The organism is Cohnella nanjingensis (assembly GCF_014212125.1).
Classification (GTDB): Bacteria; Bacillota; Bacilli; order Paenibacillales; family Paenibacillaceae; genus Cohnella; species Cohnella nanjingensis.
Window position 1 is genome coordinate 1 of sequence record NZ_JACJVP010000066.1, and the last position, 16,535, is coordinate 16,535.

Consider the following 16,535-nt stretch of genomic DNA (forward strand, 5'->3'; position numbering starts at 1 on the left):
CGGACTTTTTCAGTGGCCCCCCGACCAGAGAGGCTTTTTTGCGTTTTGTGACGAGTGAAGAAGGAGTTAGGGCGTTACAGTAGAATTAACTTGCATTAGAATTTACAGAGAGTTAACAGTTCTCGTTAATAAACTGTAAGAAAAGCTGCTAAGATGACCATGAAAACGTTTATCAAAGGAGGAACATGTTAGGTATGAGTTGGAGATCGCTTGGAAGGAAAACCGCCTCTTCCGCCATCGCCGCGGCAGTGCTGTCCGTACAGGTGCTCGGAGGGATCGGGTGGTTCGGGACGAGCAGGGCCGCCGCAGCCGCGGAAGCGCCGCCGCTTCACGTCAGGTTGTTGGACACGACGGATCTTCACACCAACATCATGGGTTACGACTACTTCAAAGGCGCGGACGCGGTGACGATCGGGATGGATCGCACGGCCACGCTGATCAAGCAGGCCCGCGCGGAGCAGCCGAACACGCTGCTGTTCGACAACGGCGATCTCATTCAGGGCACCCCTCTGGGCACATATATGGCCAAGGTGGACAAGCTGTCCGATTCGAATGCGGTCCACCCGATGATCAAGGCGATGAATCTGCTGCAGTACGATGCGGCGACGCTCGGCAATCATGAATTCAATTATGGCTTGGACTATTTAAACCGCGTCTACCAAGACGCCAAATTCCCATATCTCAATGCCAACGTGTACGTGGACAACGGGAGCGACGGCGACCCGAGCAACGACACGGAGAACAAATTCACGCCGTATGTCATCCTGGACAAGACGTTCAAGGACGACGCCGGTCAAGACCAGCAGGTCAAGATTGGTGTCATCGGTCTCGTTACACCGCAGATCATGGAATGGGACAAGGTCAATCTGGCCGGAAAGGTAACGACGAAGGACATTGCCCAGACAGCGCAGACGTTCGTGCCGCTGATGAAGGCAGCCGGAGCCGACGTTATTGTCGCGCTGGCGCATACCGGCTTCGACGCGAACGCGCAGATCGGCGACATGTCCGAGAACGACGTCAACGCCCTGAGCAAGGTGCCGGGCATCGACGCGATCGCGTTCTCCCACACGCACAAGATATACCCAACCGGTGACAATGCGACGCTGGATACGCTGTTCAAGGATCCGGCTACCAAACTTCCGTACAATAATGGTTCCAGTGTCGTAAACAACACGTACGGCCCGGGCGGCGGCACGATCAACAGCGTGCCCGCGACGCAGGCGGGCTTCGGCGGGGCCAATCTCGGCCTGATCGACCTGACGCTCGTGAAGGATGCGGGAGGCAAGTGGACCGTCGACAAGGCGCAGTCTTCCTCGTCGACCCGCTCGATCTACCGCACCGAGATCAAGGTGAATATCGCGAACGTGACGCCGGATCAATCGGTTCGCGATGCCGTTAATGCGGAACATGACGCGACGGTTGCCTATACCAACCAACGTCTCGGCGATACCGACGCGCCGATCCACAGCTACTTCGCCATGGTGCAGGACGATCCGTCCATCCAGATCGTGACGGACGCGCAGAAGTGGTATGTGGAGAAGTATATCGCGGACCATGGTCTCGACGCCTACAAGGACACGCCGATCCTGAGCGCCGGCGCGCCGTTTAAGGCGGGACGCAACGGTCCGTCCGAATATACGGATATCGATACGGGACCGCTCACGATTCGCAGCGCGAGCGACCTCTACCTCTATGACAACACGCTGAAAGCCGTGCTGATCAAAGGTTCGACCGTGAAGGAATGGCTGGAGATGTCGGCCGGCGCCTTCAACCAGATCGATCCGGGCGTCGCGACGGCGCAGCCGCTGCTGGATTCGAGCTTCGCGGTCTACAACTTCGACGTGCTTGACGGCGTGACGTATCAGATCGACGTAACGAAGAACGCGAAGTACAAGCCGGATGGCTCCGTGAACGACGCTTCTTCGAGCCGGATCGTGAACCTGCAATACAAGGGGCAGCCGATCGATCCGAACCAGGATTTCCTCGTCGTGACGAACAACTACCGCGCGAGCGGCGGCGGCAACTTCCCGGGCCTCAAGGGCTCGCAGCTGATTGTCGACACGCAGGACGAGAATCGTCAAGTGCTCATGGATTACATTGCGTCCAAGCAGTCGGTGAGCCCGAGCGCGGATGGCAACTGGTCCATCGCGCCGATTCCGGGCGACGTGAAGGTGACGTTCACGAGCTCGCCGGCTGCAGCCAAATACGCGGCAGCTACGAACGGCAAGATCACGGATACCGGGACGCGGGATGCCAAAGACTTCGAGATCTACAACTTGAAGTTGGGCGAGAGCGGCGGACCTTCGGACGGACTGGTCGAAGTCCATCTGCTCGGGATCAACGACCTGCACGGTCAGTTGGATACGACTTCGTTCGTGAGCAATAAGCCGGTAGGCACCGCGCCGATCCTGGCCGCGTACCTGAAGGAAGCGCGCGCGAAGTATGCGAATAGTCTGCTCGTCCACAACGGGGATTCCGTGGGCGCGAGCGCGCCGGTCTCCTCGCTCGAACGCGACGAGCCGACGATGGAATGGATGAATCTCATGAAGTTCGACGTCGGCACGCTCGGCAATCATGAGTTTGACCAAGGCGTCGCCTCCTTGAAGACGCAGCTCGATGGCGGCGTTGATCCAGTGGGCGGCGTGATGCACAAAGGCGCAGACTTCGACTACGTGAACGCGAACGTCGTCGACGAGAAGACGGGCAAGCCGATCATCGCGCCCTATGTAGTCAAAGAGATCGGCGGCGTCAAGATCGGCTTCATCGGCGTCGTGACGATGGCGACGGTAACCAAGGTGTCGCCGGAAGGGCTGCGCGGCGTGAAGCTGGTCGATCAAGCGCCGGTCGTCAACGAGGCGGTCGCGGAGCTGAAGCAGCAAGGCGTGAAGACGATCGTCGTCCTGGCTCACGACCCGGCCACGACGAAGGATGGCGTCACGACCGGAGAAGCGGCCGATCTCGCCAAGGCCGTCGACCCCGAAGTCGATGTCATCATGGCCGGCGACAACCATGCGCTGGCGAACGGCTTGGTGGACGGCAAGCTGGTGGTGCAGGCGTACTCCTACGGAACGGCTTTTGAGGACGTCAAGCTGCTCATCGATCCGAACACGGGTGACGTGACGGCCAAGTCGGCCACCGTCACGACGACGTTCCAGGACGGCGTGACGCCGGATGCGGAATCGCTGGCGCTCGTGAACCAATATCTGGACAAGCATCCGGAGCTGAAGCAGCCGGTCGGCACGACGGACGGCTCGGTCGTCCGGACCGACGCGTACAATAACGAAGCGCCGCTCGGCAACCTGATCGCGGACGCGATGCGCTCGGCCTTCCCGGACACGGACTTCGCGTTCATGAACCCGGGCGGCATCCGCGCGGATCTGCCGACGGGCGAAGTGAAGTTCGGCGACCTCGCGAAGGTGCAGCCGTTCGGCAACACGCTGGTCAAGCTCACGCTGACGGGCAAGCAGATCAAGACGCTGCTGCAGCAGCAGTGGGGCAAGAAGGTAGACGGCACGCCGGATACGAAGACGCTGCAGATCTCGGGCCTGAAGTACACGGCCTATATGGGACTGGACGTCGACAAGCGCGTGACGACCTTGACGAAGGCGGACGGCACGCCGATCGAGGACGACAAGACGTACACGGCCGTCGTCAACAACTTCATGGCGGCCGGCGGCGACAACTACAAGGTACTGACCGAAGCGACGGATGCCCAGGTCGGCCCGACGGATCTCGACGTGTTCTACAAGTACATCGTCGATACGTTCAAGGGCGGAGCGATTACCGCCAAGTTGGAAGGGCGTATCACGAACAAGGAAGGCGTGCCGGACACGGAAGGTCCGACACCAAGCCCTTCGCCGACACCAACACCGACGCCGACGCCTGGTACAGGCGGCCCGACGCCTTCGCCGAGCCCATTGCCGACACCGACGCCTACGCCAACGCCGGGTACGGTGACGGTCGCGATCGCGGAGAAGGACGTACCGAAGCCGGTAAACGGCGTCGTGACGATTCCGGTCTCCCTCCCGACCGGCGCGACGGCGGCGAATGTGTCGCTGCCGCTCAACCTGGCGGAGCTTGCGGGCAACGGCGGTACGGTTCAATTTAACCTGAACGGCGTCTCCGTGTCCTTGCCGGCACGGGTACTCGCGGATGCCGCGAAGCTGGTGCCGACTGGCGGAGCGGATGGCGCCACGTTGACGCTGAACTACGAACGGCCTGCCGCGGCTGCCGTGACCGCGCAGCTCGCGGGCGCTCAAACGGCGAATACGAATGTAGCGGCGGCGGGCGCCGTCGTGAAGCTCGGGTTGTCCGCCTCGGCGAAGAACGGCAATTCGTTGGGCAGCTTGACCGGATTCGCCGAGCCGCTCGTCGTATCCGTCCAACTGGATGCGGGGGCGAATCCCAAGCGGACCAACCTCTATCGGATCGAGGACGGCAGGGTGACCTATGTCCCTGCCAAGCTGCAGGACGGCAAGCTGACGGCTGCCGTGAACGGGCCGGGTACGTACGGCGCGCTCACATACGACCGCAGCTTCGCCGACGTCGCCGCCACGTACTGGGCGCATGACGTCATCGCTGAGCTGGCCGCGAAGCAGATGGTCGACGGGACGGAAGCCGCGAGCTTCTCGCCGCTGAAGTCGGTCACGCGGGCCGAGTTCGCGAAGCTGCTCGTGACGGAATTCCGCCTGAAGGCGAAGACCGGGACTTCCGGCTTCACGGACGTCGCGACCGGCTCCTGGTACGCGGACTACGTCGCGATCGCCGCCTCCAATGGGCTGATCACCGGCTACGAGGATGGACGGTTCAATCCGAACGCGCCGATCACCCGGGAACAGATGGCGGTCATGCTGGCCCGGATCCCAGCGCTGAAGGGGACGAACGGGCAATCGTCGTTCAAGGATAACGGTAAGATCAGCAGTTGGGCGCGCGACGCCGTAGGTATCATCGCCGGCTCGGGCCTCATGCAGGGCCGCGGCAACGACACGTTCGCGCCGCAAGGACTGACGACCCGCGCCGAAGCGGCGAAGGTCGTGCACAGCCTGCTCGGTACGGCCGAGACCGGCGGCGGCTTCTAAGACCGGAACGGACGATATCTTCATGCGGGACGGTGACGGGGCATGCCCCGCTCCGTCCCGTTTCCGTATGGTCAAGCAACAGGCCGCCTGTCCCTTTCCCGGGGACCGGCGGCCTGTTGTCGTGCTGCAATGAATAAATATCTAACGTGCCAGAGGGAGAAGAGCCGGATGATCGATATGACATGCAGGGCGACGTCGGCAGCGTTCCCAAGTGCAAGACGCGCCAACCATCGCGCGAACCCGCTGCTCTTGGTCGCAGTTGCAGGCAAACGTCGTCGGCAGCGCCGCCTTGCGGCAAGATGCTCCAATCAAGCGGCCGAACGGTGCCGCGCGATCTTGCGCTAACTTTTCCGTCCGTAGAACACGCCGAAGTCCAAGTACTTGTACATGCAGTCCGCGTCCGCGAACCCGGCTTGCTCCATCCACGCGATCTGGTCGCCGAGCTTGGCGTTGATGTCGACGCTCCGGCGCTCCACCGAGGCGTCGATGGCGGCTTGGGCCAAGCCGCTCCGGCCGATGGCCGCCAGCCACCGCTCGCGGTAGTAGGCATCCGCGGCAGGCGAATTCCCCTGCACTTGGTCCGCGTTCACGAATGCTCCGCCCGGCGCGAGCGACCGGTAGATGGCTGTGAAAAGCTCCCGCTTGGCCGGATGCGTCAGATGGTGGATGGAGAGCGAAGACACGATGAAGTCGTACGATTCGGACCCGTTCAGCAGGTCCGTATAATCCGCCACCACATAGCGAACGTTCGGATTGCCGCCGAACCGCTCCCGCGCGCCGTCCAGCATTTTCTCGCTCATGTCCACCAGCGTCAACCGGGCATCCGGATACTTCTGCAGCACCATGCCGGAGAACAAGCCCGTGCCCGCGCCCAAGTCGAGAATGCGGGGAGCGGCGGATTCGCTCTCCACGAGCGCCAGCGCCATGCCATAGAAGTCGTCAAAGCAAGGGATGAGCTGTCTTCGTTGCTGATCGTAATCCCGCGCCACCGCGTCGAACAGCTTCTTAACGTCCTCGTGCATGCCGTTTCCTCCTCGGGAAGGTTTCCCCCAGTATATCCGTTCGGGTGGCTTCACAGAAATATATAGAATCGATTATATTAATAGTTGTGGACTATAATGAGTGGGGAACGGAGACGTACGACCGGGATGACGATAGAGTGGGGGAGGACTTGCAGGTGCGCGACAGGGACGACTTGGATTGGAATGGGCTCATCGGGCCGGATGGGAGGCTCGACGAGCGGCGCATCGTCCGGCGCGAGACGCTCTACCGCGGCATGAACGGCAGCGAGGTGGAGCGCCTCTATCTAGATTCCGGCGAGAGCTGCATCTGGAAGCCGCTGACGAACGACGGGCAGCTCGGCACGGAGGCGTGGGTCTACGAGCACGTACTCGCAGCTCTCCCGCCGATCTACCCGCGGCTGCTCGCCCGCTCGTCCCCCAGTGCGCCGGGGATGAGCTGGACGTTATTCGAAGACCTCGGTCCGCTCGATCACGCCTTCGCCGAAGAGACGGCGCTCGCGCTCATGTCGCAGATCGCGCGCTGGCATGCGCTGCCGACGGATACGCTGCGGGAGGCGCCGCTCCGGGGACCGAAGCCGGCGATCCGGCGGATGGCCGCGGATATTCAGTCGAGAGCCGAGCCGCTCCCCGGCATACCGGGAGATCTCGTCCGCCAAGCGGCCGAGATGACCCGCCAGCCGGCGTGGGCGGAGGAGGTATCGAACGCCAGCGTCTTCTCCCATGGCGATCTGCACCTGGGCAACTATGCGATGACCGCCGAAGGGATCAAGGTGCTCGACTGGGAGCATGCCCACTTGAACCATCCTTACTGGGACCTCTATCATGTCCTCGACATGTCCCATCCGCTGTTCCCCAAGCCGGTGGACGCCGCGATCCGCGGCCGGGCGCTCGAACGTTATATGGCCGAGACGGCTCGGATCGGGGCGTTGGCACTCGCTCCTTCGTTCAAGCGGGGGTATAGCCGCTTCGCCGCCGTCTTCTCCTTGTGGATGCTGCAGCTGATCGACAGCGATCTGCGGGCGGGCGGAGGCCCCTGGCCGCTCGATCGACTACGGCAGCAGCGCAGGGAGGCGCGGACCAGCTTCGAGCAATGCGCCGCCGCGTGCGCGGACATGAACGAGGGATGAGGAAGTTCCGAGGGGCTTTGATGCGATTTCCATGAGAAAGGAAGGAGGTGAGCGCCATGGATCCACTATCCCACCCGATCGGAACGTTTAGGCCGGAGGAGAATCCGACATCCGCCCGGCGGGCGGCTTGGATCGCCGAGATCGCCGCGCTGCCGGGACGGCTGCGCTCCGCTGTGGGCCATCTGGCTACCGGCCAACTCGAGACGCCGTATCGCCCGGGCGGATGGACCGTGCGGCAGGTCGTCCATCATCTGGCGGACAACGACATGAATGCGTACATTCGCTTCAAGCGGGCGCTGACCGAAGAAGCCCCGCTCGCAAGCTCCTACCGGGAAGACTTGTGGGCCGAGCTGGACGACTACCGGGATACGCCGATCGAGAATTCCCTGGTCTTGCTGGCGACGCTGCGCGAACGCTTCGTCATCTTGCTGCGTTCGCGCTCGCCGCACGAATTCCGCCGCGCCTTCACGAGTCCGGCCCATGGCGAGATGACGCTGGATCACGCCTTGCAGCGGTATGACTGGCACGGGCGGCATCACCTTGCCCAGATTCAGTCGCTGGCCGCACGGATGGGATGGACATAGCGTAGTAGACATACATGCCAACGGCGCCGCCTCCCTATACCGGGGAAGCGGCGCCGTTGCGATCAGCTATGATTCCATCAAGATCTGGCCGTAACGCGCTCTAAGCGAGCCGGCCGCCGCGCGCACCTCTTCGTCCGACGGCATGCGCCACGCCGCGTCCGGCACAGGCGCGCCCAGCATCAGATGCCGGTCGCGGATCGTCTGCTTGACCGCCTCCGCGAAGGCCGCCGCGCCCGTACCGGGCGGCAGACCCGCGAGCTCCTCCAAGCTGGCCGTCCGATCGGGCACGACGGCCGGATAGGCGGCCGGGTCCGCCCCTTCGCCCGCCAGCCGATAGAACTCCCGCACCTCCGCCGCGCGCTCGGCGCCCGATCCCTCGGCTACGATGAACGCCTGCACGATGTAGGAACGGACCTGCCTCCGCTGCGCGATGCCGCAGAACTTGCGGCCGCCGATGCTGAGGTCGTAGTCGCCCGGGCAGTAGGAACCGGCGATCTCGCCCTTGTCGGCGCGGCATCCGAGCTTGTCCAGCGCGAGGCTCACGAGTTCGTACATCCGCTCAAAGTCGCCGTGGAACCGCATGTCCGCCGTCTGCGCCTTCGGCAGAATCAGCGACACGTTGACGACGCCGGGATCGAGCGGTACCGCGGCGCCGCCGGAATGGCGGACGACCGCCTCGTAGCCGGCTTCCGCGAGATATCGCGAAGCCTTCGCCGCGCCGGGCAGGCGGCTGTCCTTCAGTCCCAGGACGAAGGCGCGCGGGTGGCGCCAGAGATGGCAGACGGGAGGGCCGCCTTCGCCCGCGCGCTTGCAGAGCAGCTCGTCGAGGGCGAAGGCGTGCAACGCGTCCCGATCCGCGAGATCCGCCGTCCGGTCCAGGATCGTCAGCGACGCGAGCCAATCTCGGGATTGCTCCCCCTCCATGAGACTTCCTCCTTCAAGACGCGATTCAGGCCTGCGTTCCTGTCTTCGCCCGCCGCGCGTAGCTTTGCACGATCTCGATGATGACCTGGGTCGCCTTGATCATCGTATCCACCGAGACGTATTCGAACTTGCCGTGGTAGTTCTCCCCGCCGGTGAAGATATTCGGCGTCGGCAGCCCCATGTAGGACAGCTGGGAGCCGTCCGTGCCGCCGCGGATCGGCTTGACGATCGGCGCGATGCCGAGGCTCGTCATCGCCTCGTGCGCGATGTCGACGATATGCTTCACCGGCTCGATGCGCTCCCGCATGTTGTAGTACTGGTCGCGCATCTCCAGCACGATGTTGTCTTCCCCGTACTTCGCCTTGAACTCGTCGACGATAAGCGTCATGAGCTCCTTGCGCCCGTTGAACTTGGCGCGGTCGTGGTCGCGGATGATGTAGCTCAGCCGCGTCTGCTCGACGCCGCCTTCGATCTGATTGAGGTGGAAGAAGCCCTCGTAGTTCTCGGTCTTCTCCGGCACCTCGTCCTCGGGCAGCCGGCCGTGCAGCGCCATGGCGATCTTCATGGAATTGACCATCTTGCCTTTGGCGGAGCCGGGATGGACGCTGTTCCCCTTCACCGTCACGACGGCCGAAGCGGCGTTGAAGCTCTCGTACTCCAGCTCGCCGAGCGGTCCGCCGTCCATCGTATAGGCGTACTTGGCGTCGAAGGCCGCCACGTCGAACTTGTGCGGACCCCGGCCGATCTCTTCGTCCGGCGTGAACGCGACGCGCACGCGTCCGTGCTTGATCTCCGGATGCCGGATCAAGTAGGACATCGCCGTCATGATCTCGGTGATGCCGGCTTTGTCGTCCGCGCCGAGCAGCGTCGTGCCGTCGGTCGTGATCAACGTTTGGCCGACGTAGCCGGCCAGCTCCGGGTACTCCTTCGGCGAGAGGACGATCTTCTGCTGCGCGTTCAGGACGATATCTCCGCCCGCGTAGTTTACGACGACTTGCGGCTTCACGTTTTTGCCGGTCAGGTCGGTCGCCGTGTCCAGATGCGACAGGAAGCCGATCGTATCGACCGGATAGTCGACGTTGGAAGGCAGCGTGGCCATGACGTAGCAGTTGTCGTCGAGAGTCACGTCCTCCATGCCGATGGTTTTCAGCTCCTCGACCAACATGCGCGCCAGGTCCCATTGGCCTGGCGTCGAAGGGCAATCGGGATTGCTCTCGTTGGATTGCGTTTCCACCTTGGCGTATGTAACGAACCGTTCGATCAGCTCATTTTTCATGGATCGTAGCCTCCAATAGGATCTCTTCAACAGTCGGCAAAGCCGCGACTCATTGATATGATACCATGATAACGCAATTTGTCGCGCAATCCTACGATTGCGGAAAGGGTGTGTCTTGATTTTACGCCAAAGTTGCAGATGAGACCCCGTTTTTTCTCGTGATTAACCGTCGTTCCCGGAATCACCTGTTACAAGAGAACATGTACTGTCAATAAAATTAACATAGACCATTAAAAAAGTCCTACTCGCTGCCGATAATATCTCTATCTATAGTCGGAGTGGGAGTGCTGCCGAATGCTACGCCAGTTGAAAATCAAGACGAAGCTGTTCATCGGATTTGCCTGCGTCATCGTGCTGTTCTGTATCGCAATCGCATTCACCGTGTACTTCATCAGCGGCATCCGCCAGACTTCGAGCGAACAGGCCGTCCGCGTCGCCCGCGAGACGCAGGCGCTCGATCTGAAGCAGCAGGTCGGCAGCCTGAACGGCCATCAAGCCGACGTGATCATCAACCAGAATACCGACGCCGTCGAGCAATTCAAGGAGGAGGGCGCGGCGTTCCAGAAGCTCGTCGACACGATGGCGGACGCGGCCGACACCGCGGAGAAACGGGAATGGGCATCGTCGCTTCGCGCGGCGGCCGACGGGTATATCGCCAACTTTGACAACGTGCTTCATGTATTCAGCTTGCGCAATACGCTCACCTCCCTGGAGCTCACCCGGCAGTACAAGGAAGCTTCCGATCAGTCTGCCGCTTACAAGACCGCCATTAACGACGCGCTGGGCAAGATGGAGCAGGCCTACCGTCAGGAGTACGCGTCGGCGAACGCTCTGCTGGATGCGAAGATCCAGAGCGCCGTCTGGATCTCGATCGGCGCGAGTCTGGCCGCCGTGGCGGTCGCGATGGCGCTGGCGATCCTCATCGGCAATCTCGTGGGACGTCCGCTGATCGGGCTCGCCGACGCGGCGAGGCGGATCGCCGGAGGCGACTTGACGGGGACGGTCGCCGCCGTGCGGACGCGGGACGAGATCGGCATGCTGTCCGGGAGCTTCGCCGACATGGTCGGCAATCTGAAGGCGCTGCTGCGCGAAGTGGACCGCAGCGCCGAGCGGGTCGCGGCTTCCTCGCAGGAGCTGACCTCGGGGGCGGAGCAGTCGGCGCAGGGCAGCCAGCAGGTGGCTGCGGCGATCGGCCAGGTAGCGGTAGGCGCGGAGACGCAGCTGCAGGCTTCGGAGGAGACCGCCCGCGCGATGGAGGAGATGGCCGCGGGCGTGCAGCGGATCGCGGAGTCTTCTTCCTTGATCGCGGGCGTGTCTACGGATACGGCCTCCCGAGCGAAGGAAGGCAACGCTTCCGCCCAGCGGGTCATTCGCCAGATGGAGGAGATCGAGGCGTCCGTCGCGCGGCAGATGGCGTCCGTCGCCAAGCTCGAATCCTACTCGGAGCGGATCGGCCAGATTATCGGCGCGATCATGAACATCGCCAAGCAGACAAATCTGCTCGCGCTCAACGCCTCCATCGAGGCGGCCCGCGCGGGCGAGCACGGCAAGGGCTTCGCCGTCGTCGCCGGCGAAGTGCGCAAGCTCGCCGAGCAGGCGGGCGAGTCGGCGGGGCAGATCGGCGAGCTCGTCTCCTCCATTCAGGAGGAGATCGGCCATACCGCGAACGCCATGAAGTCGGGCGGCGCGGAGGTGCGGCTCGGCATGACGCGGGCTTCGGAGTCCGGGGAGACCTTCCGCGCGATCCTCGCCTCGATCGATCAAGTCGTCGAGCAGATTCAGGAGATGTCGGCGATCGCCCAACAGATGTCGGCCAGCTCCGAAGAGGTGACGGCCTCCGTCATGGACCTGTCCGGGATCGCCCGCGAGACCGCGGCTTCCACGCAGAGCGTGGCCGCCAGCACCCAGCAGCAGCGGTCGATCATGCAGGGGGTGGCAACGTCGTCGGCGCAGCTCAGCCAGTTGGCGCAGTCCCTTCAGGGCGCCATCGGGAAGTTCAGAACGTAAAGTTCAAACGGATACGACAGAGACTCGCGCCTAGCGGTCTCGAGAGATCGGGTCAGCCGGAGCAATCCGGCTGGCTTTTTTTGTGTTTTTCTTCACGTCACCTGTTGACTTCATGGTTCGTTCGTTGTATGGTTAGTTACAAGAGTAATTAACCGATGTGGTGGTGAAGCAAAAGATGAGCGTTCTAATCGACGACAGCCGTCCGATCTTCATGCAAATCGCGGAACGGATCGAAAACGACATTATCGAAGGCCGGCTGGCCGAGGAATCCCAGGTTCCTTCGACCAACCAGTTCGCGGCTTTCTACCAGATCAATCCGGCTACGGCGGCCAAGGGCGTCAATCAGTTGGTGGATCAAGGCATTCTGTACAAGAAGAGAGGGATCGGGATGTTCGTGGCAGAGGGATCGCGGGCGCGGTTGCTGGAGAATCGCAAGGAACAGTTCTACGAGCAGTACGTGGTGACGATGGTGCGCGAGGCGGAGAAGCTGGGCATCACGGCAGAGCAATTATCGGAAATGATCCGGAGAGGGGAGCGGTCGCAATGAGTACGATCGTCAAGGTAGACCGGTTAACGAAGTCTTACAAGGATATCGACGCCGTGAAGGACGTCAGCTTCACGCTGGAGGAGAACAAAATCTACGGGATGCTGGGACGCAACGGCGCGGGCAAGACGACGATCATGCATCTGCTCACCGCGCAGATCTTCCCGACCGGCGGAGACATCCAAGTGTTCGGGGAAGCGCCGTACGAGAACGATCGGGTGCTGAGCCGCATCTGCTTCATCAAGGAGAGCCAGAAGTATCCGACCACCTTCGCGGTGCGGGACGTCCTGGAAGTGGCCGCGGGCTTGTTCCCGAAATGGGATCGGGAATTCGCCTACTCGCTCGTAGAGGACTTCCGCTTGCCGCTGAAGCGTAAGATGACGAAGCTGTCCCGCGGCATGCTGTCCGCGGTCGGCATCATCGTCGGACTCGCCAGCCGGGCGCCGCTGACGATCTTCGACGAGCCCTACCTCGGTCTCGACGCGGTGGCGCGCAGTCTGTTCTACGACCGGCTGCTCGAGGATTATGCGGAGCACCCGCGCACGATCGTCCTGTCGACGCATCTCATCGACGAGGTCAGCCGGATGCTCGAGCATGTCATCCTGATCGACGGAGGCAAGCTGCTGCTGGATGAGGAAGCCGAGCAACTCCAAGGCCGCGCCTATACCGTCGTTGGATCCTCGTCCAAAGTTGAATCGTTCGCGGCGGGCAAGCGGGTACTAGCCCGGGAATCCATGGGCGGGCTGACGACGGTCACCGTCATGGGCGGCGCGGGATCCGACGATCGCAAACAGGCACTGACGCTCGGATTGGAGATGGCGCCCGTCACGCTGCAGCAATTGGTTGTCCACCTCACGGGCGGCAAGCCGGAACACAAGGAGGCGAAAGCGCAATGACAACCAACCGTATGCAAGGCGTCATCCGCTTGCACATGAAGGATAAGATGAACTGGCTGGTTACGCCGTGGATCGTGGTTCTGTGCAGTTTCGCAGTCAATTTGGTCATTAGTCAATTTATGGAGGCAGATCTGTACACGGGCGGGGTCGCATCTCTCTACATCTACATGCTCGTCATCGGCATCGTCACGCTGACGCACACCTTCCCGTTCGCTATCGGGTTCAACGTGCGGCGCAAGGATTACTTCTGGGGGACTTTGGTGGCAGCGGGCGGAGCGAGCCTGTACTCCGCGGTGATCCTGACCCTGCTCTCCTACGTAGAATACGATCTGACCGACGGATGGGGCTCGGGACTGAACTTCTTCCACCTGCCTTATTTAAGCGACGGATCTCTGTTCGTCCAGCTGGTCGTCTCCTTCCTGCTCATTCTGAACCTGTTCTACACGGGCTTCTTCATCACCGGCATTTTCAAGCGGTTCGGCCGCGCAGGTTTGTTCACTTTCGCCATCGCTTTGCTGATCCTGGGTACCGTGTTCAGCTTCATCATGACCCAGCAGGAATGGTGGGTCAACGTGATCGACTGGTTCAACGCGCACACAATGTTCGAATTCACGCTGTGGACGCTGCCTGTCACCGTCGTGTTCATGCTGCTATCCTACGCGATGCTTCGCCGGGCGACGGCTTAGGGAGAGGGAGGGCGCGGGCTGACGCAAAAAAGGAACGAGAGTGCGAGCGGGAGCCGCTTCTCGGGTCGGGAGTGCGAGTGGCGCGAATAAGCCAAGAAAGTGTGACGAACGGGGGCCGCTTCTCGGGTCGGGATGGACCTAGGGAGCGGCGGTCGTTTTCAATTCCTCTGGACAAAGCGCGGATCAAGATGGTAGTTTAATGCTGTACGGTCCATATGAAGTGTGAGTCATGAAGCACATGCCGCTCGTTTCCCTCGGGAGACTTGCGGTTTTTTTGCGCGCAAATTCGGAGGAGGATGAACGATGAAGCAGGTCGAGATGCAGGTCGACGATTATCTGGAGGAGCAAAAGAGATCGGCAACGGGGCAACGGCTGGAGATGATGCAAGGCGACATGAGCGGAACGCGAACGCTGCTGGCGTCGGTGCTGCTGCCGGTGTTGAAGTCGTTCAGGGGACTGACGCTGGAGTACGAGATGGTGAGCCTCTCCGGTGCGTGCATCTACATCGATGCGTTTTATGAACCGCTCGGGATCGCGTTTGAAGCCGAAGGATATGTCGCGCACCATGAGCGGATCACACGCAAACGCTTCAGTTTCGAGAAGATGCGAATTCGTACGATCGGGAATCAAGACTACAAATTCTATCCGTTCAGTTGGGACGAGATGGACCAGCGGCCGGATGCTTGCCGTCGATCCGTATATGAACTGTTAGGGAGAAAGGGGAGTTTGCCTGAGTCGCGTTTGTTCCAGCTGCCGGTGTACGAGCGGGAGGCGATGCGGTTCGCGGCGGTACATCAGGGGGCTTTCGGAATTGAGGAGGTGAGCCGGTGCCTGCAGTTCAAGGAGGAAGCGAGCCGGCGCGTTCTCCGCAGCTTGGAGAGCCAAGGTTACATACAGCGGGTTGGCGGGAGCGAACGAAGATGCTACAGGTTCGTGATTACGGAACTGGGGCGGGAATTGTTTCTTTCCTGAGTTGGAGAGCCATTACGATGAAAGGAGATCGGGGTTTGGCCCCGAGATAACCGCTGAAACGGGTTAACGCGCTCCTCGGAGCGGGGTTTGGCCCTGAGATAACCGCTGAAACGGGTTAACGCGCCCCTCGGAGCGGGGTTTGGCCCTGAGATAACCGCTGAAGCGGGTTAACGTGCCCCTCGGAGCGGGGTTTGGCCCTGAGATAACCGCTGAAGCAGGTTAACGCCCCGTCTCGCTCGAGCGGCCGTACCCGCGCTGTCTGCGCTGTCCCCGCTCATGTCCAAACCGGCCTGGAAAATCATCCAGTTGAAGGGATCGCGATCTTCGTTACGGAGTGGGGTACCTCGGATGCTTCGGGCAACGGCGGTCCCTATCTGACGGAGGCGCAGGGATGGCTGGACTTCCTCGCCGCGCGGAAGATCAGCTGGGCGAACTGGTCGCTCTCGGACAAGAACGAGACGGCCCGGCGCGAGCTATACCGGCGGCTGGCCCGGACAACGTGACGATCGCGCCCGGTCAGACGGTGACCATCACGAAGCCGAAGACGTTCACGGCGACCGATCCCAAGGGCGCTTGGTACGCCTATCTAACCTACGTCACGCCGGACGGCGTCTATCATGACGGGACGAACGTCGATTTCACGGTGACGACCTAAGCTAGAAGAAGACACTGCCCGGCACCGGTCCGCGAGGACTCTGCCGGGCAGTGTCTTTGTCTGGCGCGATAGGCGTGCGGGACGTGAGAGGCGAGGCGCGCCTCTACTTTTCGGGAGGGGACAGATGTTCGACATTAATCGATCTCGCCGGGCCGTTCTTCACGAGCCGGGTCATGACGAGCGCGATCTCGTACGGAGACAGAGCCTGCCCGGAAGCGAACCAATGTTGGATGATGCCGATATTCGACGACGTCGTATAGGCGATCAGCCATTCCCGCGACACGAGCATCAGCTCCTCGCGCGGCTGCCAGATCTCCAGCTTGGCCATCATCTGCCGGGCCATCATGTCCTTGATGCGCAAGGCGAGGGAGATATCTCCCTTCGGGCTCAGCAGCACGCGGAAGAAGTCGGCATGCTCGCCCAAATACTCGAAGAGCTCGACGATCACCTCATAAGGCTTGTCCTCGTTCGTCTCCGCCATGAGCCGAATGATGTACATGCGCGAGATGATCGCCTGGAGACCCGCGAACACCTCTTCCTTGATCTTGTCCAGCAGATCCGGCACGTCTTGGTAATGGAGATAGAAGGTGCCCCGGTTGATCTCGGCCCGGTCGGTGAGATCCCGTACCGTGATGCGGTCGATTCCTTTCTCCTCGATCAATTCCAGCAGCGCCTGGCGCAGCAGCTTCTTCGTTCGGACCGTCCGCCGATCCTCCGGCTTCGTCGCCATGGACATCCCCTCACTTCTCTTTTATTTACCGAAA

General features: G+C 61.7%; 14 protein-coding genes. 10 read left to right on the plus strand and 4 right to left on the minus strand.

The window, feature by feature from the left end; translation table 11 throughout:
• The first annotated feature begins 185 nt into the window (after positions 1-185).
• Entirely contained in the window at positions 186-5,078 is a 4,893-nt protein-coding gene (locus tag H7C19_RS31470) for a bifunctional 2',3'-cyclic-nucleotide 2'-phosphodiesterase/3'-nucleotidase (RefSeq protein WP_376775465.1), read from the plus strand.
• A 341-nt stretch (positions 5,079-5,419) separates the two neighbouring features.
• On the opposite strand, the gene H7C19_RS31475 is transcribed toward H7C19_RS31470, so the two are convergent.
• Positions 5,420-6,100: a class I SAM-dependent methyltransferase gene (locus H7C19_RS31475; RefSeq protein ID WP_185673048.1), complete on the minus strand. Its 681-nt coding sequence runs from the start codon at positions 6,098-6,100 to the stop codon at positions 5,420-5,422.
• 86 nt (positions 6,101-6,186) lie between these two features.
• Here H7C19_RS31475 and H7C19_RS31480 point away from each other — a divergent pair, with 86 nt between their 5' ends.
• Together H7C19_RS31480 and H7C19_RS31485 are read left to right on the plus strand one after the other, a co-directional pair.
• The gene (locus H7C19_RS31480) at positions 6,187-7,227 is read left to right on the plus strand and encodes a phosphotransferase family protein (protein ID WP_313732050.1); all 1,041 of its coding nucleotides are present in this window, start codon (positions 6,187-6,189) and stop codon (positions 7,225-7,227) included.
• A gap of 56 nt (positions 7,228-7,283) precedes the next feature.
• Positions 7,284-7,811, plus strand: a complete 528-nt coding sequence (locus H7C19_RS31485) for a YfiT family bacillithiol transferase (protein WP_185673049.1) — start codon at positions 7,284-7,286, stop codon at positions 7,809-7,811.
• A gap of 66 nt (positions 7,812-7,877) precedes the next feature.
• On the opposite strand, the gene H7C19_RS31490 is transcribed toward H7C19_RS31485, so the two are convergent.
• Both H7C19_RS31490 and pepT read right to left on the minus strand, forming a co-directional pair.
• Entirely contained in the window at positions 7,878-8,735 is an 858-nt protein-coding gene (locus tag H7C19_RS31490) for a lipoate--protein ligase family protein (RefSeq protein WP_185673050.1), read from the minus strand.
• A gap of 25 nt (positions 8,736-8,760) precedes the next feature.
• Entirely contained in the window at positions 8,761-10,011 is a 1,251-nt protein-coding gene (gene pepT / locus H7C19_RS31495; protein ID WP_185673051.1) for a peptidase T, read from the minus strand.
• A 294-nt stretch (positions 10,012-10,305) separates the two neighbouring features.
• On the opposite strand from pepT, the gene H7C19_RS31500 reads away from it, so the two are divergent.
• From H7C19_RS31500 to H7C19_RS35385, 7 genes are all read left to right on the plus strand, one after another.
• Positions 10,306-12,018, plus strand: coding sequence for a methyl-accepting chemotaxis protein (locus H7C19_RS31500; protein ID WP_185673052.1), 1,713 nt, complete (start codon positions 10,306-10,308; stop codon positions 12,016-12,018).
• 175 nt (positions 12,019-12,193) lie between these two features.
• Positions 12,194-12,565 carry a GntR family transcriptional regulator gene (locus tag H7C19_RS31505; RefSeq protein WP_185673053.1) on the plus strand — a complete coding sequence of 124 codons (372 nt, stop codon included), beginning with the start codon at positions 12,194-12,196 and terminating at the stop codon, positions 12,563-12,565.
• Entirely contained in the window at positions 12,562-13,458 is an 897-nt protein-coding gene (locus H7C19_RS31510) for an ABC transporter ATP-binding protein (RefSeq protein WP_185673054.1), read from the plus strand. Before H7C19_RS31505 ends, H7C19_RS31510 begins: the two co-directional genes overlap by 4 nt.
• Complete coding sequence (locus tag H7C19_RS31515) at positions 13,455-14,144, plus strand: hypothetical protein (RefSeq protein WP_185673055.1); 690 nt, start codon at positions 13,455-13,457, stop codon at positions 14,142-14,144. Before H7C19_RS31510 ends, H7C19_RS31515 begins: the two co-directional genes overlap by 4 nt.
• A gap of 303 nt (positions 14,145-14,447) precedes the next feature.
• On the plus strand, positions 14,448-15,116 hold the full coding sequence (locus H7C19_RS31520; RefSeq protein WP_185673056.1) for a hypothetical protein: 669 nt from the start codon (positions 14,448-14,450) through the stop codon (positions 15,114-15,116).
• A 209-nt stretch (positions 15,117-15,325) separates the two neighbouring features.
• Positions 15,326-15,619, plus strand: coding sequence for a cellulase family glycosylhydrolase (locus H7C19_RS35825; protein WP_376775466.1), 294 nt, complete (start codon positions 15,326-15,328; stop codon positions 15,617-15,619).
• Positions 15,508-15,771 carry a hypothetical protein gene (locus tag H7C19_RS35385; RefSeq protein WP_281385068.1) on the plus strand — a complete coding sequence of 88 codons (264 nt, stop codon included), beginning with the start codon at positions 15,508-15,510 and terminating at the stop codon, positions 15,769-15,771. Before H7C19_RS35825 ends, H7C19_RS35385 begins: the two co-directional genes overlap by 112 nt.
• Before the next feature lie 103 nt (positions 15,772-15,874).
• Here H7C19_RS35385 and H7C19_RS31530 read toward each other — a convergent pair whose 3' ends face one another.
• Positions 15,875-16,507 carry a TetR/AcrR family transcriptional regulator gene (locus H7C19_RS31530; protein WP_185673057.1) on the minus strand — a complete coding sequence of 211 codons (633 nt, stop codon included), beginning with the start codon at positions 16,505-16,507 and terminating at the stop codon, positions 15,875-15,877.
• Positions 16,508-16,535: the final 28 nt, after the last annotated feature.